General features: G+C 44.8%; 19 protein-coding genes. 12 read left to right on the top strand and 7 right to left on the bottom strand.

Annotation, left to right across the window (positions count from 1 at the left end; translation table 11 throughout):
* Nucleotides 1-57 precede the first annotated feature (57 nt).
* Together BMZ72_RS10940 and BMZ72_RS10945 are read right to left on the bottom strand one after the other, a co-directional pair.
* Nucleotides 58-858, bottom strand: a complete 801-nt coding sequence (locus tag BMZ72_RS10940) for an FkbM family methyltransferase (protein ID WP_089808150.1) — start codon at nt 856-858, stop codon at nt 58-60.
* A 27-nt stretch (nt 859-885) separates the two neighbouring features.
* Nucleotides 886-1,782, bottom strand: a complete 897-nt coding sequence (locus BMZ72_RS10945) for a hypothetical protein (RefSeq protein ID WP_089808152.1) — start codon at nt 1,780-1,782, stop codon at nt 886-888.
* 330 nt (nt 1,783-2,112) lie between these two features.
* Between BMZ72_RS10945 and BMZ72_RS10950 the strand changes: the two genes are divergently transcribed.
* The 12 genes from BMZ72_RS10950 (at nt 2,113) to BMZ72_RS11005 (ending at nt 16,138) form a co-directional block, all read left to right on the top strand.
* Complete coding sequence (locus BMZ72_RS10950; protein ID WP_089808154.1) at nt 2,113-3,348, top strand: acyltransferase family protein; 1,236 nt, start codon at nt 2,113-2,115, stop codon at nt 3,346-3,348.
* A gap of 58 nt (nt 3,349-3,406) precedes the next feature.
* Complete coding sequence (locus BMZ72_RS10955) at nt 3,407-4,171, top strand: polysaccharide biosynthesis/export family protein (RefSeq protein ID WP_089808157.1); 765 nt, start codon at nt 3,407-3,409, stop codon at nt 4,169-4,171.
* 8 nt (nt 4,172-4,179) lie between these two features.
* On the top strand, nt 4,180-6,537 hold the full coding sequence (locus tag BMZ72_RS10960) for a GumC family protein (RefSeq protein ID WP_177222754.1): 2,358 nt from the start codon (nt 4,180-4,182) through the stop codon (nt 6,535-6,537).
* Nucleotides 6,530-7,879, top strand: a complete 1,350-nt coding sequence (locus BMZ72_RS10965) for a flippase (protein WP_089808161.1) — start codon at nt 6,530-6,532, stop codon at nt 7,877-7,879. The genes BMZ72_RS10960 and BMZ72_RS10965 overlap by 8 nt, the downstream gene beginning before the upstream one ends.
* Nucleotides 7,876-8,571 (top strand): FkbM family methyltransferase, encoded by a 696-nt coding sequence (locus BMZ72_RS10970; protein WP_089808162.1) that lies wholly within the window; start codon nt 7,876-7,878, stop codon nt 8,569-8,571. The genes BMZ72_RS10965 and BMZ72_RS10970 overlap by 4 nt, the downstream gene beginning before the upstream one ends.
* Complete coding sequence (locus BMZ72_RS10975) at nt 8,564-9,205, top strand: class I SAM-dependent methyltransferase (protein ID WP_089808164.1); 642 nt, start codon at nt 8,564-8,566, stop codon at nt 9,203-9,205. The genes BMZ72_RS10970 and BMZ72_RS10975 overlap by 8 nt, the downstream gene beginning before the upstream one ends.
* A gap of 6 nt (nt 9,206-9,211) precedes the next feature.
* Nucleotides 9,212-10,114, top strand: a complete 903-nt coding sequence (locus BMZ72_RS10980) for a hypothetical protein (RefSeq protein ID WP_089808167.1) — start codon at nt 9,212-9,214, stop codon at nt 10,112-10,114.
* A gap of 11 nt (nt 10,115-10,125) precedes the next feature.
* Entirely contained in the window at nt 10,126-11,562 is a 1,437-nt protein-coding gene (locus tag BMZ72_RS10985; RefSeq protein ID WP_089808169.1) for a hypothetical protein, read from the top strand.
* Nucleotides 11,563-11,566: 4 nt separating this feature from the next.
* The gene (locus BMZ72_RS10990) at nt 11,567-12,670 is read left to right on the top strand and encodes a glycosyltransferase family 4 protein (RefSeq protein WP_089808171.1); all 1,104 of its coding nucleotides are present in this window, start codon (nt 11,567-11,569) and stop codon (nt 12,668-12,670) included.
* A complete protein-coding gene (locus BMZ72_RS10995) occupies nt 12,667-13,404 on the top strand; it encodes an FkbM family methyltransferase (RefSeq protein WP_089808173.1) in 738 nt (245 codons plus the stop codon). The genes BMZ72_RS10990 and BMZ72_RS10995 overlap by 4 nt, the downstream gene beginning before the upstream one ends.
* Before the next feature lie 83 nt (nt 13,405-13,487).
* A complete protein-coding gene (locus tag BMZ72_RS11000; RefSeq protein WP_089808175.1) occupies nt 13,488-14,891 on the top strand; it encodes an undecaprenyl-phosphate glucose phosphotransferase in 1,404 nt (467 codons plus the stop codon).
* 8 nt (nt 14,892-14,899) lie between these two features.
* A complete protein-coding gene (locus BMZ72_RS11005; RefSeq protein WP_089808177.1) occupies nt 14,900-16,138 on the top strand; it encodes a WcaI family glycosyltransferase in 1,239 nt (412 codons plus the stop codon).
* On the opposite strand, the gene BMZ72_RS11010 is transcribed toward BMZ72_RS11005, so the two are convergent.
* The 5 genes from BMZ72_RS11010 to BMZ72_RS11030 form a co-directional block, all read right to left on the bottom strand.
* The gene (locus BMZ72_RS11010) at nt 16,122-16,871 is read right to left on the bottom strand and encodes a hypothetical protein (RefSeq protein ID WP_089808179.1); all 750 of its coding nucleotides are present in this window, start codon (nt 16,869-16,871) and stop codon (nt 16,122-16,124) included. The genes BMZ72_RS11005 and BMZ72_RS11010 overlap by 17 nt on opposite strands.
* Before the next feature lie 549 nt (nt 16,872-17,420).
* A complete protein-coding gene (locus BMZ72_RS11015) occupies nt 17,421-20,048 on the bottom strand; it encodes a glycoside hydrolase family 2 protein (RefSeq protein WP_255373178.1) in 2,628 nt (875 codons plus the stop codon).
* A gap of 405 nt (nt 20,049-20,453) precedes the next feature.
* Nucleotides 20,454-20,867, bottom strand: coding sequence for a hypothetical protein (locus tag BMZ72_RS11020; RefSeq protein ID WP_089808183.1), 414 nt, complete (start codon nt 20,865-20,867; stop codon nt 20,454-20,456).
* Between the two features lie 97 nt (nt 20,868-20,964).
* On the bottom strand, nt 20,965-22,413 hold the full coding sequence (locus tag BMZ72_RS11025) for a HEAT repeat domain-containing protein (RefSeq protein WP_089808185.1): 1,449 nt from the start codon (nt 22,411-22,413) through the stop codon (nt 20,965-20,967).
* Between the two features lie 17 nt (nt 22,414-22,430).
* On the bottom strand, nt 22,431-23,696 hold the full coding sequence (locus tag BMZ72_RS11030; protein ID WP_089809786.1) for a Gfo/Idh/MocA family oxidoreductase: 1,266 nt from the start codon (nt 23,694-23,696) through the stop codon (nt 22,431-22,433).
* Between the last annotated feature and the right edge of the window lie 6 nt (nt 23,697-23,702).

Raw genomic sequence — 23,702 nt, forward strand, 5'->3', positions numbered from 1 at the left:
GCACTTTTTCTGCGCACTTGAAAATTATTTAGCAGAAATGATAAAACTATTTATTGATCAACGTTTTATAGCCACAATATTTTGAAAAGCGAAGATCTCAAAAGCGGCTACATTGTATTCACCCAGGTCTTTCAGACCATCTGGTAACAGGCGATAAAAGTCATATCCCGGCAGAATGTCGATGATATCTTTAAAAAAGGTACGTGAGATGACATTCATTTCATTGAATTCGATCTGAATAACGCCGATGATACCGTCTTTAATCGCTTTACGGGCGCCTTTTAATACATTGAGCTCATTTCCTTCGGTATCTACTTTCAGCAAGGCGATCCGGGACAGTCTGTTATCTTCGATAAACTCATCTATTGTTGTCAGATCAATTGGAATTTCTTCCACCTCGCTTTTGCGGAAGTCGGCGATCACTTCTTTATACATACTGGCGTGTTCTGAGCCTTTGTTTTCCACATAGTCATAAATATATGTGGTCAGCGCAGTTTCCCCTGCGCCTTTCGGTACAGGAATAAAATGATGCACAGAAGCTGCTTCTTCGAGTTTATTAAATGCAACCGGATGAGGTTCGAATGCATAGATCGGGAGCGAGACCTTTTTATTACGCAACATGACAGAATAACCGCCGATGTTGGCACCTACGTCCAGGATCACTCCTGAGTCGAGTCTGCCGGTGGAGAGCATATATTTAACAAAGGCATTTTCTCCGCTGATATCATCATTCTCATGGTTCATGATACCCAGGCCCCGCATACTCAGTTTATATAACAGCAGATTAAAGGAGTAGAGCGCTTTGCGTGCAAAGATGAATACATAGACTTTCCTTAGGGTGTCTGTGAGCACATTCATTGGTTGATTGTTTGGATTGGAGTTAGTTTATAGTTGTTCCTGTACACCTGTCACAACATTGTGCACGGGCATACCTTTAATGCATTCATATCTATCGTGGCCAGACAGGTAGTTGAGGTTCCCTTTTTTATCGCGGCTTTCACGGAAACGGGAATATACATAACCTTCTTCAGGTGTCAGTGCTTTCAGCAATCCCAGACGATCTTTTTTCACAAAATAAGCATTATTACCTATAGAATTGGATCCGACAAATGCATATCCTTTTTCTTCGGCCAGCATACACAGCGCTTTCAGCGATGCGCCAAAATAAAGATGACTGTAGTGCGCACGCTCTCTTACGAAGTCCGGTTTGTAGGGCACGGTAATAGCTTTCTCTATACCGAATACACTATTATATTCTGCTACCACGATAACGGGGTCAACTATATTAATAGCTTTCCACACCCAATAGTCGTTACCGTCAATATCTACAGATAATAATCCTATCTCTCCTTTCAGTCCCTGCGAACCGATCAGTTCATTAATATTATCTGTGGTGATAAATGCCTTTACGGCTTTCAGGTCGTGCTGGTAATAAATATCATCTGACTGTATATAACGTATACTCTTTTCAGCACCATCGATCACCATGCCTGACCAGTTATTATATTTCAACAGAAAACGCGTGTTGGATTCAACATAGTTTTCCACACCGAATTCAACAAAGGTTGTTTCCGGTATGTGTACTTTATTGATGAGGTATTGAATAATACCATCGTCTCCTGTTTGTGAAAACACTTTGAATTCGGCGGCTGCAATGTTGTCCAGCACTGGCAATTCCTTGTTCTGACGGGCTAACAGGGTACCTAACAATAAAAGATCTGTTTGCTGGGCTTTCCTGGTGGTATACAAAAAATGATGCAGGACATTAACCAATTTCGTCATTCGTTTCATTAAAAACATGGTATGAGTTAGGTGAACGGAGTGCTCTCCGAAAATATGTCAACTCATAAATACAGAAATAATATAAATATTGTTCATTTCGTAATAATTTCTAACATATCCGGTTTAGCGACTCTTCTGCGGATACTCAATATGACAGAGGCGTAGTTCCGCCTGCTTATCTTTTTTTTGCAATTTTGTGCAAATGATATTTTTGATTTAACTTGCCTGAGTCTACGAATGCATAATCAATAAAATCTGCAAAATTCTCATTTGCATAATGGTCCCCCAGCCGTTATAAGGAATTTTATTGTTCTATCTGATAGCCATTCCATGACTCCTAACACGTCCTCACCAAGATACTTTTTCAGCCTGGATGCCATAAGAGGCTTTGCTGCTCTTATTGTGGTTCTGTGCCATTGGCAATTCTATTTTTATACCGATCAAACCCTGCAAACCAAACCGCTTGAAGAGCTGGGCCTGCCTTTATTTCCCTTCCTATCAATTTTTTACCACCACGCTTTCTTTGCGGTGGACCTCTTCTTCCTGTTATCCGGATTCATCTTCTTCTGGTTTTACGCGGATAAGATCGCGGACAGAAAAACACCTTTTGGCAATTTCATGTGTTACAGGATTACGCGGCTGTATCCTGTTCACCTTATCACGCTGATCGCGATCGCACTGATACAGTACGTGATGTTCAGTATGAACGGGCACACATTTATCATTCAGAACAACGACACCTACCACTTCCTGCTTAATTTCCTGGTAATACACAGCTGGGGTTTTGAAAAGACGCCTGCATTGAACGGATTCAACGGTCCTTCCTGGTCGGTATCCGTAGAGCTGCTCCTGTACCTGCTCTTCTTCCTGATCGCGTGGAGAAAACTGCATCGGAACAAAGGGCTGATCGTGGCTATGATCGTAGCCGGTGCAGTTATACAGTACCTCTATTCCATGATCGGACAGGGTATTTATTCCTTCTTTCTTGGCGGACTCACCTATCACATCTATGCATGGATGACAGAAAAAAAACAGTTGCACCGTATTTCGAATGGCGTAACCATAGCTGCTATCATCCTCTGGGCTATTGTCGTGAGCGAATATGCATTTTCTTACATCAGGGATTTCTCTATGCCTTTGCTGAAAACGGTATTACCAGGAAAGGATGAGGCCTTTCATACCGCATTGTTCAATCTGTCTCGTAATACCTTCTTCCGTACCATTATATCGCCTATCACTATACTGACGCTTGCATTGACGGAAACGACCAGGGGCGGACTGAAAATAAAATGGATGCTGGTGCTGGGTAATGCCAGCTATGCATTGTACCTGCTGCATTTCCCATTGATGGTGACCTTCTTCATTATGGTGGATGTACTGGGCATCAGCAGGGAGGTATTTCACTCGCCACTTACATTGCTGGTTTTCTATGCTGTATTGATTCCACTAAGTATACTTACTCATTATTACTTTGAGCTTCCCATTCAGGAACTATTCAGAAAGCGGCTACTCAGGAAGCCTGCACCGGTAGCCGTTACCGCCGTCAACAATCAAATTACCACGTAATACATAGTGCCAATAACGCCTTACTGTTATCACTTGTTTTTATTAATCAAAATCGAATATGATAGCTAAAATCCATTTACTGTTATTTATTGCCGCCGCCCTTCTTACAGGCTGTGTCAACACCAAAAAAATCACCTATTTCAATGATCTGGAGAAAATCAACGGAATTGAAACCGCCAACAGGTTACAATCCTTCAAAGTACAGCCAGGGGATATCTTACAAATTACCATTACCACGATCGACAAAGACATTTCACTTATTCTGAATCCAACGGCAGTCAACTCCTCTCCTATGAGTCAGCAGGGCATGGACCCCGGCTACATCGTAGATAGCGCCGGGTTTGTCAGTCTGCCGCTGATCGGAAAAGTGTACGTAAAAGAAAAAACGACTTCAGAGATCAATGACATCATTGCACAGGAACTCAACAAGACGATCAGGAATCCGTATGTATCGACGCGTGTAGCCAATTTCAGGGTCTCGGTATTGGGTGATGTCGCCCATCCCGGCTCTTACCGGGTACCCGGTGAAAGAGCCTCCTTACTGGATGCACTCAGTATGGCCGGTGACATGAACCCCACTGCTGTCCGCAACGATATTATGATCATACGCGAGGTGAACGGAGAGAAAACATATGTCTCCCTTAACCTCAATGATGGCAAGACACTGGCCTCGCCATATTATTATCTCAACAACAACGATGTCATCTATGTGAAGCCCGGCTCTAACAAACTGTTTGGCACATCGAAGCTGGTGCAACTCTTACCGGCAGCCATCGGCATTCTTTCCTTAATCACCACCATCGTTATCGTCTCTGTTAAATGATACACCAAATGAACCGAAATAAAGATCTCAATAATAAAAATGCGCTGATCGATCTGGGAGACCTGTTCAAAAAACTACTCTTTCACTGGCCGCTTTATCTGATCGTGCTCCTCATTGCTACTGCCGGCGCGATGACATATCTGAAATACGCCCGTCCGAGGTATATGTCCAGCGCCAAATTGTACCTGAAGGATGAAAAGAAGAACGGGGAAGAATCAGATATGCTCAAATCGCTGTCCATCTTCAACAATGGCAAGAATATCGAAAATGAAATGGAGGTACTAAAGTCGCCCATTCTTGTTGAAAAGGTGATAAGGGAGAACCGTTTTAATGTGCGTTACTTCCAGAAGAGTACTTTCCGTAACGAAGAGATCTACGACCGGAATCCTTTACAGCTGAACTTTCTCAGCGATAGTGCACGTGTAGGCAATTACAAACTGGACATCACACCTGATAAAAATCTACTGAATGTCAAATGGGTCGATAATCCGAAAGATGAAGACGTTGTCTTTCATGTACACTCCGGCGATCCTTTCTTTATTGGTAAAGACCGCTTCAGTATTACTTACAATCCATCTATAGATCCGGCTAATCATACCTTCCGCATTCAGGTGGATTCAGTAGAACAACTGGCCTATGATAAAATAGATGATATCGGTACTGCCCTGGTGAACAGGGATGCTACCGTAGTGATGGTCACCTATGAAGATCGTGTTGCCGCACGTACGGCCAACTTCCTGAATGCTTTGCTGGATGCCTACAATGAATATACACTGGATGATAAGAACAGGGTTGCCTTAAAGACCATCCGTTTCCTCACCGTACGTATCGATTCATTGAGAGATGAACTGGGATTCCTGGAGAAACAGGAGGAACGTTTTAAAGTACAGCGCGGCATTACAGATATAGAAGGAAGTTCTAAACTGGCGCTGGAACAGGTGAAGGAAGCCGATCTGAAACTGAACGATGCGAATATGCAGTTGTCCGTATTTGATCAGGTGGAGTCTTATATCAATGATCCCGGTACGGATTACCCCTTTGCACCTGTACTCGGTAATGTCGATCAGGCACTGACAGGTATGATCAACCGGTATGAAGAGCTACTGAAAGAAAAGAAACGCCTCTCAATGTCGCTGCAACCAGGTAGTATGATCCTACAGAATATGGATGCGCAGATCCTAGATGCGAGAAATACGATCAAGAATTATATCTCCGGATATAAACGTAATGCAGGAGTAGCGCAAAATCAGATGCAGACAAAAGTGAACCAGATACAGGCTAAGATCGCCAATATACCTGCATATGAAAGAGAGTATATCAATATCAAAAGACAACAGAGCGTAAAGGAAAACCTTTATCTGCACCTGCTGAAAAAGAAAGAGGAAGCAGCGATCTCTTACGCCAGTAATGTGACAGACAATAAGGTACTCGCGCCCGCTTTCATTCCTGCCAAACCGGAATCCCCCAAGAAAACACTGGTATTTGTTGGCTTCCTGGCAGCGGCATTGGTGCTCTGCACGGTGTATATCTACATTAAATACTTCCTCAATAACAGGGTACTGGATAAATCAGAGATTGAACAAGCCTTCGGCAGACCAGTAATGGCAGAGATCTATCAGGATGAAACAGGACAAAAAGACCTTTCTCTTCATAACAGGTCAGTATTGCTGGAACAGATCTTCAACCTGCGTACGAACCTCCGTTTCCTGCTGAATGAGCATCATAGTCCGGCGACCATCATGATCACTTCCAGTATTTCCGGTGAAGGAAAAACCTTTATGACCGCACACCTTGGTAATGCGCTGACGGTTAACAATAAAAAAGCGATCCTGCTGGAACTTGATCTGCGTAAGCCGAAATTATCCCGTTCCCTGGGATTAGACAACCAGGTGGGTATTACCAGCTATCTGGTAGAGAGTAAAACACTGGAAGAGATCATTAAAAAGGTGCCAGGCACAGAAAATCTGCATATAATCTCTTCGGGTCCTATTCCCCCCAATCCGGTGGAACTGATAGAAAGCGCGAGAATGCGGAACCTGCTGGAAACACTGAAACAACGCTACGACTACATACTGATAGATACAGCACCGATCGGTATTGTATCTGATGCGAAGAGTCTTGCACCTTATGTGGACTGTACACTCTTCATGGTACGCTACAATTTCACATTGAAATCAAAGATGGCGGCGGTTGCGGAAACTGTCAAAGATAGTTTCTTCCGCAAGTCAGGTGTCATTTTCAATGGTATAGAACAGGACTCTTTCTATCCTTATTACTATTACGATCATTATTCTTATTCGGAGAACGCACAAAAAGAGAAGGTATGGTCCTCATTAGCTAAAAAAATGAAACAACGCATTGCATAAAATATTTACAAATAGCGGTTGGCTGCTGGCAGATAAACTGGCCAGGCTCTTCATCGGTCTTATAACGATGGCGATGATCGCGCGGCATATTGGTCCGGAGGCATTCGGCATCTGGAACTATGCGCTGGCCCTTACGGCCATTGTAGGTAGTCTGGCGATACTGGGGTTGGATAAGGTAGTTGTCAAGGAAGTTGTTTCTCATCCCGAAAGGGAAAACGGCATTATTGCCTCTACGCTGGTGATCCGCTTTGGCGCCGGTCTGCTGGCATTTCTGGTCTGTACGGCAGTGGTATACTTTACGAAGCACGATTCGCCTGTATACCTTTATTGTACACTGATAACCGGTCTGACCATCATTCTGCAAAGCTTCGATGTATTTGACTATTTCTATCAGGCGAAGAATGAGGTACAGCGGGTGATCATACCCAAGGTGGTCCTGTTTACACTTTTCTGTATTATCAAAATTGTATTCATCTATCTGGATAGCGACCTATTAGTTTTCCTGTGGCTGTCATTTGCAGAGCTGTTACTGACGTATCTGATTATACTGTTCAACTATCTGCGTAAGTCTAACAGACACCTGATCACAGCTGTCAGCCTGACGGAGATACGGTATCTGCTGTTACACAGCTGGCCCCTGATGTTTACAGGTGTATTGATCGTGCTCTATCTGAAATCAGATCAGTTGTTACTGGATACATTCAGCACAGCGGTACAGGTCGGAGAATATGCAGCGGCGGCCAGGATCTCTGAATTATGGTATGCACTGCCTACGGTGATTGCTACTGCCCTTCTGCCCGGACTGATCACCAAAAAGAAGGCGAGCCTGGATGCATATATACAGGCGATGGAAAGATGGTTAAGATTGTCATTCTGGACCAGTACAATGATCGCGTTAGCCATGAGCTTTTTTGCGGCGCCTGTGATACAGGTATTGTACGGTATACAGTATCCTAAATCAGGTATTATTCTGTCTATTCACATCTGGGCAAATATTCCCGTCTTTCTCTGTACTGCGCTGATGCAGTATCAGCTGATAGAAGGTTCCTACAAAACCAATCTATACGCCAGCGTCGCAGGCCTTGTTGTAAATATTCTCATCAACATACTGCTGATACCATCCCTTGGCGGAATCGGAGCCGCTATCGCCACTGTGGTATCTTATATGGCGGTGTGTACTTCACTGGTGGTGCTCGACAAAACAGGCAGGCTTGTCCTGCTGATGCAAAAAATGTTATACCCGGCAGAAGCAGTGGCGGATGTCAGGTATATGTTCGACGCCTTCAAAATATTTGCAGACAATTTTTTATCAGTAATCCGTGAAAAGTATTTGACGAAATGACGAGTGTAAAAAAAATATTAGCAACCCTGGCCTCAAAAGTTGCCCCACAGATCCGGTATCTGGCGCCGGCTTATAGCTCCGAAGGAGAAGATCTCATTCTGAAAAGGATCTTTGACAATAAAACTAATGGTATATATGTTGATGTCGGTGCACATCATCCTTTCCGGGTGTCCAACACTTACCTGTTTTATAAAATGAAATGGACAGGTATCAACATCGACCCCATGCCTGGCTCAAAGGCGCTGTTCGATAAATACCGGCCGCAGGATGTCAACCTGGAGATGGGCGTATCAGCCACCAGGCAGCAGCTGACCTACCACATATTCAACGAACCGGCACTAAATACCTTCTCACCGGATAAGGTGGAAGAATATACACAGGACCCCAAATACCAGGTGATCAAAGAAAAGAAGATCGACACCTGGCCACTGGCAGATATACTCGATCATTATCTGCCGGCAGGGAGATCTATTGATTTTCTCACAATTGACGCGGAAGGCCTGGATATGGATGTGCTCCGGTCGAATAACTGGAAGAAATACCGGCCCACCTACATACTGGTAGAATCCAATCCGTTCCTGCTTTCCGATATGGATAACTGCGAACTGGGGCAATTCATGCAACAGGAGGGATATGCCATTTTCGCGAAAACGTATTATACCTATTTCTTTAAAAACATGAGTCATGAGTAAGTTATATGTCCAATATGGTTGTGGCCCTTTTTCAGCACCTAAAGGCTGGAAAAATTTTGATGCATCACCGACACTGCGTATACAACAGTTGCCCCTGATCGGTGGGTTGCTAAAGAACAGGATGCATGTAACCTTTCCTGAAGATGTTTTACTGGGGGATATTCTGAGAGAATTACCAGGCATAGATCCAAACTCCTGTGACGGCGTATACTGCTCTCATGTGCTGGAACATCTGGCATATGATGACTGCGTACTGGCAGTACAGAACACGTATAAAATGATGCGTCCGGGCGGTTACTTCCGTTGTGTGGTACCTGACCTGGAAAGTGCAGCACGCGAATATGTACAGGACCTTTCGAATCATGACAGAGAGGCGAATACCAAATTCCTGGAGAAGACCATGCTGGGTAAAAAGCAAAGACTACGTGGCTTCAAAGGACTCATTCAAACCACATTGGGCAACAGGGAACATCTCTATATGTGGGATACCCCTTCACTCACCAACATATTACAACAGGCAGGATTCAAACAGGTCAGGACCTGCCAGTTCAATGACTGTCCGGATGATATGTTCAGACTTGTAGAAGAGGCATCGAGATTCGAGAGCGCAGTTGCATTAGAGGCTATAAAATAAAGCACATTGAATACACCTGTTTTATTACTCATTTTTAACCGTCCTGGTCAGACCATGCGTATACTGGAAACTATCCGTATGCAAAGACCCGCTCAATTGTTCGTAGCAGCAGATGGCCCCCGCCCGTATAAAGCCGGAGAGGATAGTCTGTGCAAAGAGACCAGAGATACCGTACTCAATTATATAGACTGGCCATGTGAGGTAAAAACCCTGTTCAGAGACCACAACCTTGGTTGCGCCAGGGCAGTGAGCAGCGCCATTGACTGGTTCTTTTCTGAAGTGGAGGAAGGCATTATACTGGAGGATGATTGTCTGCCGGACCCTACTTTCTACACACTCTGTACACAATTGCTGGAACGCTACCGGGATAACGACCGTATCATGCATATAGGCGGTAGTAATTACCAGGCCGGCCTCAGCAGAGGTGATGGCTCCTATTATTTCTCCCGTTATGCACATATATGGGGATGGGCTACCTGGAGAAGAGCGTGGCGGTATTATGACTTCTCACTGAAACGATATCGTCATTATTCCACCAAAGACTTGCCGCCTCAATTCGTAAGAGATCTGGACACCTTCTTTGAGGAAAAGGTGACTACCTGGGATACCCAGTGGTTCCTCTCCGTACTTTTTAATAAGGGAATAGCGATCACTCCCAATACTAATCTGGTCAGAAACATCGGTTATGGTAAGGATGCCACGCATACCAGAAATGAACCTGCCTGGTTTAAGAAGATGGTATATGGCACTATTCCGGACATTCAACATCCCTCATCCACTAAGCTCGACGACGAAGCGGATAATTATACAATAGATACGGTATTCAGATCCAGTTACTTCTTTCATGTGGTCAAAAAGATGGTAAAAAATAATACGCTGTTGTACAGTCTGTACAAACGCATATCATAAAACGGAAGGCGATGGATAGTATCTATAATTTACTTGTCAGCAGTAATATATATGTGGAGGTTTTCAAGGAGACCATGCCACTGGTCATTGCCGGCGCCTTGCTGCATCTGCATTATAAGGGGCGTATCACTGCACTGGAAGCGTTACTGTATGCTTTCTCTACAGAAGCGTATACGATGCTGAGGATCGGTCCTACCTTTACGGCGACATTCTTTGTCAGCGTCGCATTCACCGTTGAGCAGCTACATTATCTTATCAAAGGACAGATCTTTATTAACCGGCGATACCTGTTATTACTTGTCCTGCCGGCATTATCCAGTCTGGTGATCTTTCTGACTGTCCAGCTGTATAAAGATCCGTTCTATTATCCCCCGGGCAAACAGAATGACTTCTATCTGCGACCGATCTATTTTTATATCAAAACATACTTACCCCTGTTTGCCATAGGCGCCAAGCTATTACAGGATAAGGAGCAACTGTCTTTCAGTTATTATGCGGAGGTCATGAAAAAGATCGCGAAGTTCTCTTTTGTCATTGCCGCATTACAGATCTTCTGTCAGCTGATTTTGCGTAATGAGACATTGGGAGAACTCATCGGTTTACAACACCGGTACATGGTAGAATCTTCCGGCTCCGCTTTTGGTATGCGTGTACAGGCTTTATTTGGGGAACCAAAAGTATTCAGCGCATTCCTCTCAGTGTCCATTCCTCTTTTTTTGCATGACAAAGAATACAGATTGGCTGCATTGAGCATACTGATGGGTTTACTCACCGTATCGCAAACGTTCTGGATCAACATGCTGGCGGCAGGTATCACCTTCCTGATAGTGGGACGCCTTCCATCAACCCGCATAAAGATAGCCGGCACACTGGGTATTATCATCAGCCTGTTTCTCATCATTAATGAATCGAAAGACTATTTCATCAAACTGTATGCAAAGAATCAGAACAGCGCGATGTATCAGCTGGTGTTTAAAAGATCTGTATACAGGTATGATAATGAGATCTGGCAGAAAGACAATGTTGTGTTAGGTATGCCCTTACAACGTGACATGGAACTGCCGGTGGTGGATTTTTTAAAGGATCAGCCTTATCTGCTGTTATCCGGTTACGGAGCGGGTAATAGTACATTTATTCCTGCCCGGTATTTCTTTGGACAGATGAACTATGAGAACAGGCTCAATGGCGTAGGGGGACACAATCTCAACATGCGATGGTTTTACATACTCGCTGAATTCGGCTTCTTTTCGCTGATCATTTTCTTTTTCATACTTACACATACAAGGAAGGAGATCCCCGTATTTCAGAGCAGCTACTTTGCTTTTATATGGGTTTGTTTCTTCTTCAGTCAGATCGATCTCTTTCTTATTGTCACGGCACTCTTATGTGCACACGATGAAAACGAATCACCGGAACCGGGTATATATCAACTGAAACATTCTTACTAGGCTTATGCAGATTTTCCTGGACAATATCGTATTTACCATACAAAAAGCAGGTGGCGTATCAGTTTACTGGTATGAACTGTTGCAGGGAATGTGCAATGCAGGTTTGCCTGTCAGTTTTCTGAATGCAGGGCTTAATCCCGGTAACATCTTTGAACGGCAGCTCAACTATCAGCAGCATCCCTGTATCCGGGAAAGCTGGATTCCCCCAAAATATCTGCGTTATCTGCCCCTGCAATATACGTTGCCCCATAGCGCCATATTCCACGCCGGCTACCTGCGCGTATCCCCCCAGAAAAATGTACTGAACATCATGACTGTACATGATTTCGCGCATGAGCGCAGAATAGCCACCCGTTTTCCGAGAGGGCTTGCCAATACACAGCAGAAGGCCTACGGCATCAAACGGGCGGATGGCATTATCTGTATTTCAGATAGTACCAGAAAAGAATTACTGCATTTCTTCCCCGATACCGATCCCTCAAAATTAAGGGTAGTGTACCACGGCATTGCCGATACTTTTTTCCCGTTAAATAAAACAGCTGCCCATGCTGCTCCCCTTCCTGCAGACATCAATAAACCTTACATCCTGTATGTAGGCGGAAGGGACAATTACAAAAACTTCACAATAGCGCTGGACACCGTTGCCCTGCTTCCATCCACCTATATGCTGGTAGTAGCGGGTGGAGGTTCCTGGCATAAACAGGAGAAGCAGCTGATAGAAGAAAAACTACCTGGACGTTACTTCATTGCGGAGAATGTACGTCCTGCCGATCTGAATACGCTTTACAACCACGCCAGTTGTCTGCTTTATCCTTCCTGCTACGAAGGCTTTGGTTTCCCTCCGGGAGAAGCGATGAAGGCCGGTTGCCCCGTGGTAACGACCAACTGTACTTCTATGCCCGAAGTGGTAGGCAATGCCGGACTACTGGCGACAGAAATAACAGCGAGATCATTTGCGGAAAAGATCCTGCAACTGGAAGACAACAGCTTCCGGCAGGAGGTCATACAAGCCGGGATCGCACAGGCAAGCCTGTTCACCTGGGAAAAGAGTGTCAGGGAAACAATACGTTTTTATAAAGATTGCTGGAACAACAAATTTGCATCATGAACCTTATCTTCAAACTGGCAGACGCTGCCAAAGTCTTTTTACAATCCGGCAGAGGATTAACTTCACTACTGAAGAAGGGCGTATCTATCGCCTCCACGCAACTGTTACACAACTGTAAGCATTACATTCCGGAAGTAAACACGATCCTGGATGTAGGCGCCAACAGGGGCCAGTTTGCACTTTCTGCCAAACATTTTTATCCGGGCGCAGGGATCCACTCCTTCGAACCCATACCGGAAGTGTATTCTACCTTACAACAGAATACGCGGCATATTCCACGGATCCATACCTACAACTTTGCATTGGGCAGTACAAACGGTGTGCTGGAGTTTTATGCGAATCATTATTCACATGCCAGCTCCGCCTTACATGTATCTACCCTTCAGCAGCAGCTGTTACCCCAGACGGCAGAAGCAGATCAGATCAGAGTACCTGTAAAGTGTATGGATGATCTGCTGCCTACATTACCTGTAAAAGCGCCGGTATTGCTGAAACTGGACGTACAGGGTTTTGAAAAGGAAGTATTGAAAGGCGCCGTTCATTGTCTTGGGCAAATAGACTATCTCCTGTTTGAAACATCTTTCGTACAGATGTATGACGGAGAGCCATTGTTCGATGAAATGCACAATTATGTAAAGGAGCTTGGCTTCGAATTTATCGCACCGGTAGGCTTTTTACAAACAGATGATCTGCAGATACTCCAAATGGACCTTCTCTACAAAAGAAGGAAATAATCTTCCGGAGTTTAACCTTAAGAGCACGTTATTTCATATTCGCACCCCAATTCTATCATGCACCAGTATAAAAGTACATCCATATGAAACGACGTATTCATGCTACCCAGTTTCTAAGGCAGACGGTCGACTACATGGTACTGACTGCCGCTTTTCTGTTGACCAGGCAATACATCGCAGATAAGGGAGATGTATTCTTATCCAATTTTAATGTCCTCCTGCTGATGACAAGTCTGTTCATATGGACGGTCACGGGAACTTCTCTCCGGATGTATGATGACTACCGGAAGACGTCCTCTTATTCCTTCGAATTTGTAGCCATCCTGAAAAACGTATTGCTGCATGTATGCATATTGTCTTTTCTGTTCTTTTACTTTTTTAAATCATACCCTTATCCCCGTACTTTCACATTACTGTATGGAGTGTACATCTTCACGGGTATTATTACGACCAAGTATATTGTTAAGAAACTCACATTACGCTGGAGGTCTCTTCACCGCAATCCCAAAAACGTGCTGATCGTCGGCACGGGGCAAACAGGTATGAATTTTTACCAAACAATCACAGCTAATAATCATTTCGGTTATAACTGTGTTGGTTTTGTGGATGATCAGACCAACTCGCTGGTGAACGGCCGTTATCTGGGGAAGATCTCAGAGCTAACCAATATCCTGGAGTCGAATGAAATTGATGATGTAATCGTTGCGCTACCGGAATCTTCCAGGGAACAAACGCAGCAGATCATCGTCACCAGTGAAAGAGCTGCCAAAAGGGTACAACTCATATCAGATATGCAGCAATACTGTACGCCTACAACCAGTGTCAATCTGCTGGGGAACATACCACTGGTCAACCTGCGTTCCTTTGCCCTGGACGATCCCGGGCATCAGCGGCTGAAGCGTGCATTTGATATCTGTTTTACGCTCACTATGATGATTTCATTCAGCTGGTTGTTTATACTGATAGCGTTACTTATTAAAATATCCTCCAAAGGACCGGTCATCTTCAAACAGGAAAGATGGGGACTGAACAACAAAAAGATCACCTGTTATAAGTTCCGTTCAATGAAAGTACAGGCATCCGAAGTGGACAGCAATGGTAAATTCCTGCAGGCCACAAGGGATGATCAGCGCGTCACAAGCATAGGACGCTTCCTGCGTAAGACCAACCTTGATGAATTACCACAATGTATCAATGTACTGATGGGGAATATGTCTTTTGTAGGACCACGCCCCCATGCTACTCCCCTTCATATTGAAGCACGAGAAACCATCCAGCATTATATGCTGCGGCAGATGGTAAAACCGGGTATTACCGGTTGGGCACAGGTGAACGGTTGCAGAGGAGAAACCCGGTTTTCAGGACAAATGCAGAAACGCGTTGACCTGGATATCTGGTATATAGAAAATTATAGTTTCTGGCTGGACTGCCAGATCATCTTCCAGACAATGATGAACATGATCAAGGGAGATAAAAATGCGTACTAATAGCTGATATGTCGAAACGTTTATTACTGATAGGGGGCAACTTTGCCCCTGAACTGACAGGTGTGGGAAAATACAATGGAGAGATGATCGGATGGCTGGCGAACAATGGTTACGATTGTACAGTCATCACTTCTTTTCCGCATTATCCGCAATGGAAAATACAGCCGCCCTATACTAAAAGCAGATACTGGTATAAAAAAGAAACAGGATACTATGGTCATGTGAAGGTACACAGGTGCCCGCAATATATCCCTGCACAGCCATCCGGTGGCAGACGCCTGCTGATGGACTTCAGCTTTGCGATCAGTGCTTCTTTTCAACTGTTAATGGAGTTATTCAGGAAAAAAGCCGACTTCGTAATGGTAGTGGCGCCACCTTTTCATCTGGGGTTGTTAGGCGTATTATACAGCAGGCTTAAAAAAGCGACTTTCATCTATCACGTACAGGACTTACAGATCGAGGCAGCCCGGGATCTGCAGATGATATCATCCCCTTCTCTGATAAAAATGCTTTTCGGCATTGAAAGGTTTATACTGCGCAGGGCTGATATTATCAGCAGCATTTCCGAGGGTATGATCCAGAAGATCAGGGAGAAAAGCAGGCATGCTATTACCAGTTTTCCAAACTGGGTGGATGTAAGGCTATTCCATCCACTGGAAGATAAACACCAGATCAAAACGGCGTATGGCTTTGCGGGTAGTGATACAGTTATACTGTATGCAGGCGCCATCGGAGAAAAACAGGGGCTGGAAGCTATTCTGCAGGTAGCGCAACAGGTAAGGGACCAGACACATATCAAGTTTCTGATCTGCGGCGCAGGTCCCTACAGGGAAAAATTGCATCAGCAGGTACGGACAGAAGGATTGAATAATATCCAATTCAGGGATCCGGAACCATTTGACAACTTTAACCGCTTACTGAATATGGCGGATGTACATCTGGTTATACAGAAAGCGAGTGCGGGAGACCTGGTGATGCCTTCAAAACTGACCACTATCCTTGCAGTCGGCGGCGTAGCGGTTGTTACGGCGAATGAACATACGAGTCTTCATAAAGTGGTAACGGAAAATGAAATAGGGATTGTGGTACCGGCCGATGATGCCCGGGCTTTGACAACCGGTATATTACAGGCTGTCAGTAAAAGCCAGGAGCACATCCCCGGAAACGCCCGGAGATATGCTCTTGAATATCTTTCTATTGACAAAATAATGTTGAGGATGGAGGCTGCTATCAGGGCATCCACATAATGTTGGCGCCTGCAGTGGTACTGGTCACACCCGCATTGCTGGAGGTGAAGTTCACACCACAGAAACTAACCATTGTGGTAGTACCATTGATCGCAACATATACTGTACCTGATGCACCATAGAATGGTTGCAGCGAACTAACGGTTGATACGATCCTTACTCTACCCGGAGCGATCACACCATCATTTACCTGAATAGTGTAAGTACCTTCCGTAGGAGGCTGGTTGCCTGGGAACTGAAAATCACAGATAGCCAGATTCTTACTTTCTGCTCTGATCAGGTAGTTGGAACCACTTACCATACCGGTAACAAGGTTGAAGGACATGGTAGTCGCCTTCACTATTTTCAACACGTTACTATCCAGGCCACATGGATTCCATGGACCGGTTATTGTGATCTTATCAGATGTAGCTGTGTAAGTACAACCGCCATTAGTTACCACACTTAATGTATAAGTCTGGCTTCCCTTTGGAGGATTAGGGATTACAGGAGCTCTTTCATGAGATACATAACCGCCGGGGCCCTGCCAGGTATAAGTTTTAGGTTCATCGATACCAAAAACTGATAACCTGAGGGTGTCATTCTGGCCCAAAGGTGCGTTAGAGGATATTTTAGGTTTCAGTCCCAGGTCACATACGGTTTCTTTACCACCGCCTGCACCACCACCACCACAGGCTACTAATAACCCTGAAATTCCAATAACGAATGCTAATAATATATACTTATGCCGCATTGCTGAATATTCATCAAAACCCTTAATACTTTTAAGACAATATTTCGAAATAAGATTCCGTTTAAATGATATCATAAGGTTACAGGATATTGGATATAGGTATACGCTGACTCTTTCATTCCTGCTATCTCAATCCGTATTGTTGCAACACTACCAGTCTACCCGACACTGACCGGCCTGTACCTGATTTTTCCATATAGGGAAAAACTGATAAAATCAGATATAAACGACAATCTCTTTGTTGGCTCAATACATCAAAAGGTGTACAACCGAGTAATAAATATAGTAAATAGTTTATTTATTAATATTTTTTTATATTAATAATACAGTAAGTTAATATCAATAAGAGCCGAAAAAGGCCTTAAAAGGCGATCATTTACAATTACTTATACACATTAAAAATACTAGTGATTTTTTTTCACTTTTCCTAGGCGAAGGAGTGTTTTTTTACCCGAAAAGCCAAAAATCGCCATATTCAGGGATAAAAACAGCAAGGGCCGGAATGGTGATCCCGACCCTTGAAATTATCAAAAACTGATACTTTTTTAACTATTTGATACTGATCGTTTGTTCAGCCAGATTCCATCCTGAAACGGTTACCACAGCGTTACCATTTTTACCGATCGCTTCTCCACTGATAGTCACCAGTTTCTCTTCTCCCGGTAATACGGACACATAGTTGTCATTATAGAATACAGGCAGGATACGCTTCTTTGTTTTGCTATCCACCAGTGATACGCGGTTAAAGAACGCTACCGGACCATTGGCAGGATTGCTGATCTTCACCGTAATACTGTCGTTAGCAGCCTTTTGTGCAACGATCTGTACTTTGGCCGCCTTCATTTTCTGCAAACCGGAATAATTGCCGGTGCTGTCAGGGAACCAGTACAGGTTATCGTCTATCACTTTCTGGTCTTTGTCCAGCAGGCGTAAAGACAGGAATACACCTTCTTTAGCAGCCATTCTATCCAGACCATGCTTCACAGAAAGGTACTTCTGTACCGTCTTCGGACTGATCTCCGTGAATACCTGGGTAAGCTGTTTGCTCTTACCCTCCATATCGTACGCTGTCAGTTGCAGCATTACATCTGTATAATATCTGAAGGTATTATTGACAGTGAAGATGTTACCATCGGTCGGGTTACACATCACGTGCAGCGGTGCGGCACCGGTACGGTTACCATACAGACAGGCATTCGGATCGAGGTAATAATCATACATCTGACCACGCAGGGCCGTCCATGGGTTCTGTGTTTTCCAGATGATCACCCCTGTATACCAGTCCCACATATGGGCGCTGAAGCCTTCCATCAATCCACGGTACTGGTCATAGTTTACCAGCTGTGCCTTGTTCGCGAAGTCTTTTACATCTTTCGGCTTACCATATGGGTCAACCTGGTCGAAATAAGGGATATATTTATGATAGTCCCATACAGAATCCACCCCACCTTTTTTATTCTCAGGCACTTTCATATTCGCCATTGGGATAAATCTTTCCAGTGACTCATAATCGCCCACACCTACGGAACCCACTTCTGAGTTGAAAGGGAAGGTTCTTTCGTTCCAGAAAACAGAAAGTGGTTGTATATTATAAGGACCATCGCCATTACCACCCAGGTTGTTGTAAGACATGCTGTCGGTATTGGAATAATGGAAGAAGAAACGGGTATTATCCAGGGAAGGCAGCAGGGAATCCTTGATTGCGGCGAGGATATCTACCGGAGGAGTGATTTCATTACCACCACACCAGAAAGCCAGGGAAGCATGGTTACGCAGCATTTTGATCTGGTCAGCCACTGATTCTATGAACAGGTTGTGGTCATCAGGATAACGACGACGTGTCCATTGGTCTTCTTTTTTCATCGGGTCTACCCATCTGCCGTTACAGTCGCCAGACATCCAGAAATCCTGGAACACCAGCATACCATATTTATCACAGGCTTCGTAGAACTCAGGTCTTTCCGTCAGACTACCACCCCAGATGCGGATCAGGTTCAGGTTCATATCTCTGTGGAAACGTACTTCTGCATCGTAACGCTCTTTGCTGAAACGGAACATCGCATCAGAAGTGATCCAGTTACCACCTTTGATAAAGATCTTCTGACCGTTTACGGCAATCTCGCGGCTGCTGGTGTGTGCATTCCAATAGGTCTGGATCTCTCTTACACCGAAGTTTACCTCTTCAACGTCATCTACACCTGCATTTTCTGCGAATTCGAGTTGCAGGTTATAGAGCTGCTGCGGACCATAACCACTTGGCCACCAGAGCTTAGGCTCTTTCAGCTCCAGGTCAGGCAATTGCACCGAAGTAGTTGCATTCGCTGCCAGTGTTACTTTCTGTGAAATGGTATTACCTGCCAGTTTATAACGCAGTGTACCTTCTACGCTCTTAGCGGTCGCATTCTCAAGTGTTGCTTTTACCATTACAGTCGCCGGCGCCTGTGGACCTTCCGGTAATCTTACACCTGCGACTTTGGTAATCACCTGCGGATCCTTAATATGTACAGCGCCCGTTTTTTCAATGGTCACCTTATCCCAGATACCGGTATTACGGTCACGCATTGGCTGAATCCAGTCCCAACCAGCTGTATACTGAGGGCCTACATTCTTTGCAATAGTACCGTCGCCACCCTGGCCACCATTAGGATTACCTACGACAGCAGGAGGATATACTACCACTGCCAGACGGTTCTTACCATCTTTTGCCAGCCACTGGGTGATGTTATAGGAATGTCTGAGATAGGTACCGAAATGTGTATTTGGGTTCAGACGATGACCGTTCACGTAGATATCACAACCGTCGTTCACACCCCTGAAGTGCAACCATACCTGACCATCGGCGCCAGGTTTCTGTTCTGCAAAATCCTTTACGAACCAATAAGTGTAATGATCTTTACCGGTGTTGTAAATGTCCGGAATACGCTCATTGTTCATGCCGTAGAAAGGATCCGGCACCAGTTTGTTATTCAGTAATGTTGTCAGTACTGTTCCGGGCACTGTTGCCGGCATCCAGCCTGAAAGTTTGTAGGATGGGGCAGAAAGCGCCTCTCCCTTTACAGTCACTTTCGCAATATTGTTACATTGCCAGCCACTGTTTAATTCATATTGGCTCTGTGCAGCCAATGGTAAAAAAGGTGCTAGTAAAAGACCTGTCGCATTCAGTAATTTCCGAACCATAATGTGCATGAAAAGTTTACAGGCAGAAATGCCTCATTCACTGATAAAAACAAAAATATACGTTGACAAGCCAAAATCAAAATACCAGAGGGGGAATAATGGATAGACGGCAGACAGGAAGCACAAAAATCAATAATTCACCATTATTTGTGAATTAACTATCAGGGAAGGGAAGTATTAAAAAAACTGCCGGCATAAGACTAAACCAGCACTGTTTAAACCTACAACTGTATACTACGTTGTCAGATAACGTAATTACTATTGCAAAGGTACAGTTACTACCGGCAATAAAGGGGCAGGTTTCCTCCAGTAAAGTACTTACCGGCAGGTTACCGCTCATACATAAAAAAAGGTGAAAAGTGACATGATCACCTTCCACCCTTCATATATGGCAATTAATAAATATTATGCAGGATCTGACTCTACGATCACCACTTTGGTAAATACAGATCTGGTAGGCGGGTTACGCGTCGTACCATCAACATTCTGTATTTCCAGGTACAGATTACCGGTTTCGTAAGTGTAGATATAAGTAGAGCCGTTGATTACGTCAGGAATTGCTTCCCATAACTGCTGATCATCTGAAATATATACAAGGATACCACTGTTCTGATTAGCGTAATCGTCTATTTCCTGAACAGGAATCTGTGCATAATAAGTTTTTGTGGTGTTGTCATATTTCCAGGCGTCAGGCTTTACTTCAAACTGAATAGTTTTATTAGGTATAACAACTTGCTGGGTTATTTCTTCTTTGGTGCAGCTGCTGAAGGTGAATACGCAACCTAACAGCAACATAGGCAGAAGCAACAGTGATTTCATAATGAGAGCCGAATTGATAGTGATTTAATATAGATTGATATGATAAACGTTTATCAGATATCATATCATTAACAAATAAAGTGCCATAAAAAGAGATTTACTCCCTGACGGCCTCCAGTGTAGTTTTAGCTGCTGTTACGACATCCGGATTTTCGCTATTCAGCAACAACCGGATAAAACGTTCTTTGTCTGCAGCCTTCTTATACGCCAGTACATGCAGTAAAGTGATCTGTACAAAGGGAGGTGCTTGTTGCAGCGCCACTGCTACATAACCGGACACATCTCGGCTTCTGATACTCAGCAGACTATTACCGATGGCTTTGACCTCTGTGGAATCAGCCGTTTTCATCGCTACCAGCAAAGGACTTAGCATCTCCGGGCTTTGCATCTGTGCGCTGGCTTCAATGGCAGCCATCCTTACACGCACATCACTGTCCTTTAACGCTTTTGTACACAATGATATTGCAACACGTTGTTTAGTGGCGGCCAGCATAGTAATGACAGCCGCTTTGGTAGCAGGTTGCGAGCGTTCACCTTTTTGCAGCCAGACATCGGCATTGGCTCCATTCATGAATCTTCCTGCCATGGCAAGGGCTGCTGCTGCGTATTGCGGATCTTTATTATCAGCGGCCAGTGTTAAGGTATTGGTCGCATTATCTCCCATAATATCCACAATAGTTTTCAATGCCGCGATACGTACATGTGAAAGACTGTCTCCCTTGCATTGCCGGAGCACTTTATTAGCCGCGGTCTGTGCAGGTGCTGTTGGCCAGTTATGGCCAAGATTATCGATGAACAACAGATAGGCCGCTGTGGCGCCTGTTGAATCATAGGAGAAATTTACTTTTTCAGCTGCCGCAAATAGTACTGGTTCGCTGTCCTCGCTGGCAATATTTGCCAATGCAAACAATGCTGTTCTTTTCAGTACCGGATCAGCTGAAGAAGCACGTAATGTGATTGCACCTTCAGCGGCTATATACCGACGATCGCCCAGGGCTTTTATCAATGCTATTTCACTATTCCCTTTTGCTTTATCCAAAGCCAGTTCCATGGCAATCAGGGATGCAGAAGTCTTTATCTGCGATAGTACACGAATAGCAGGATCACTGTAACGAGGTTGTTGCAGGTAAGGTTTTAATAATGCTATAGCGGCATTGTCGCCAAAGAACTGTAACTGTTCTATCAGAAATATTTTAGCACTTGCATCCGTGGTCAGTTTAAGCGCTCTACCCCATGCTTTTACTGCTTTGGTACGCAGGGAATCTCTTGTAGCGGCGGCCACGTAACTGGCATAGCCATTCAACGCGTATTGCAGGGCTGTATTGTCTCCTTTCCCGGGAAGACGCAGCATACAGGCCATTTCAGTCAGTCCGTTAATGCCAAGCGCTGCTATCTGCTGCATACAACTATCCAGTTGTAACTGATTATCTGCAGGCATCCGTTTCAGCACCCGGTTGATCCTCGTTGCATAAGGGCTTTGCTTTTGTTGTGCAGACAGTGTGACACAACTCAGCATCAGTATGAAGAATAATATCTTTTTTTTCATAGGATTGTAGTTGTCTGTTAAGCCCAACCAGTGCGGGCAGGTGGGTCAATCAGGCTGTTAGCGGCATCGTCATACAGGAATACCTGTCGCTCAGGATCGAACTCCAGCGAACGACCTACCTGCAGTGCGATCTTTGCTATGTTTACCAATGTACAGGAGCGATGTCCATTCTCTTCATTCAGGGCAAACTGCCGGCGCTCCTTTACGGAAATAAGGAAATCAGTCACCTGTGGCGGTGGGTCCGGATATGCTGCCAGTTTCTTCGCCAGATCGGGAATATCAGAGCGGAAACCAGGGTACAACTTACCGGAAGGTCCTTCGATAAATGCAGCTTTTTCATCTGTGCCTTCACCATCAAGGATGATCTTACATCCGTCCTTGTAGGTATAGGTGATCCTTCTCCAGGTGCCTACTGCGTCCGGGTGTTGCTGGGGGGCATCTATTTCCACAGAGACCGGACTGGTATCATCTTTCCCGAGTATATACTGCACCGGGTCGAGGAAGTGCTGTCCCATATCTCCCAGTCCGCCGCCATCATAGTCCCAGTATCCCCGGAAGCGCTGATGTACCCTGTCGGGATGATAAGGCTTATATGGAGCAGGTCCCAGCCAGCGGTCGTAATTTAATTCAGCTGGCACCGGTGTTACAGGAAGATTTGTTTTTCCCACCCAATGCTGTTTCCAGTCGAAACCGGTATGGCGGTTCAATGTCACCGTAAGCGGCCAGCCCAGCATACCACTGTTAACCAGTTTCTTAACCGGCTTTACCGGCGTATTCATTCCATAGAAATTATCCTCAAACCGGAACCAGGTGTTCAGGCGGAACATCCGCCCGTATTGCTGTACGGCTTCTTTCACCCGCTTTCCCTCTCCTATGGTACGCGTCATGGGTTTTTCACACCAGATATCCTTTCCTGCACGTGCGGCTTCGACAGACATAATTCCATGCCAGTGAGGCGGCGTAGCGATGTGTACGATATCTACTTCAGGTAACTGTATTAATTCGCGGTAATCGTCAAAGGTTTTTACCCCTTCACCCAGTACCTCCTGCGCCTGTTGCAGATGCAGTTTATCCACATCACAGATAGCCACTACTCTGGTACCGGCATATCCGAAATGTCCTTTTCCCATCCCACCGGTACCGATCACACCCTTTGTCAGCTGATCGCTGGGCGCCAGATACCCACGCCCTAAAACATGACGGGGCACTATTGTAAATGCGGCAACGGCGCCTATACCATTCCTGAGGAAGGTCCTTCTGGACTGATTCTTTTTCTGCTCCATGTTATG

Source organism: Chitinophaga sp. YR627 (assembly GCF_900114995.1).
GTDB lineage: Bacteria > Bacteroidota > Bacteroidia > Chitinophagales > Chitinophagaceae > Chitinophaga.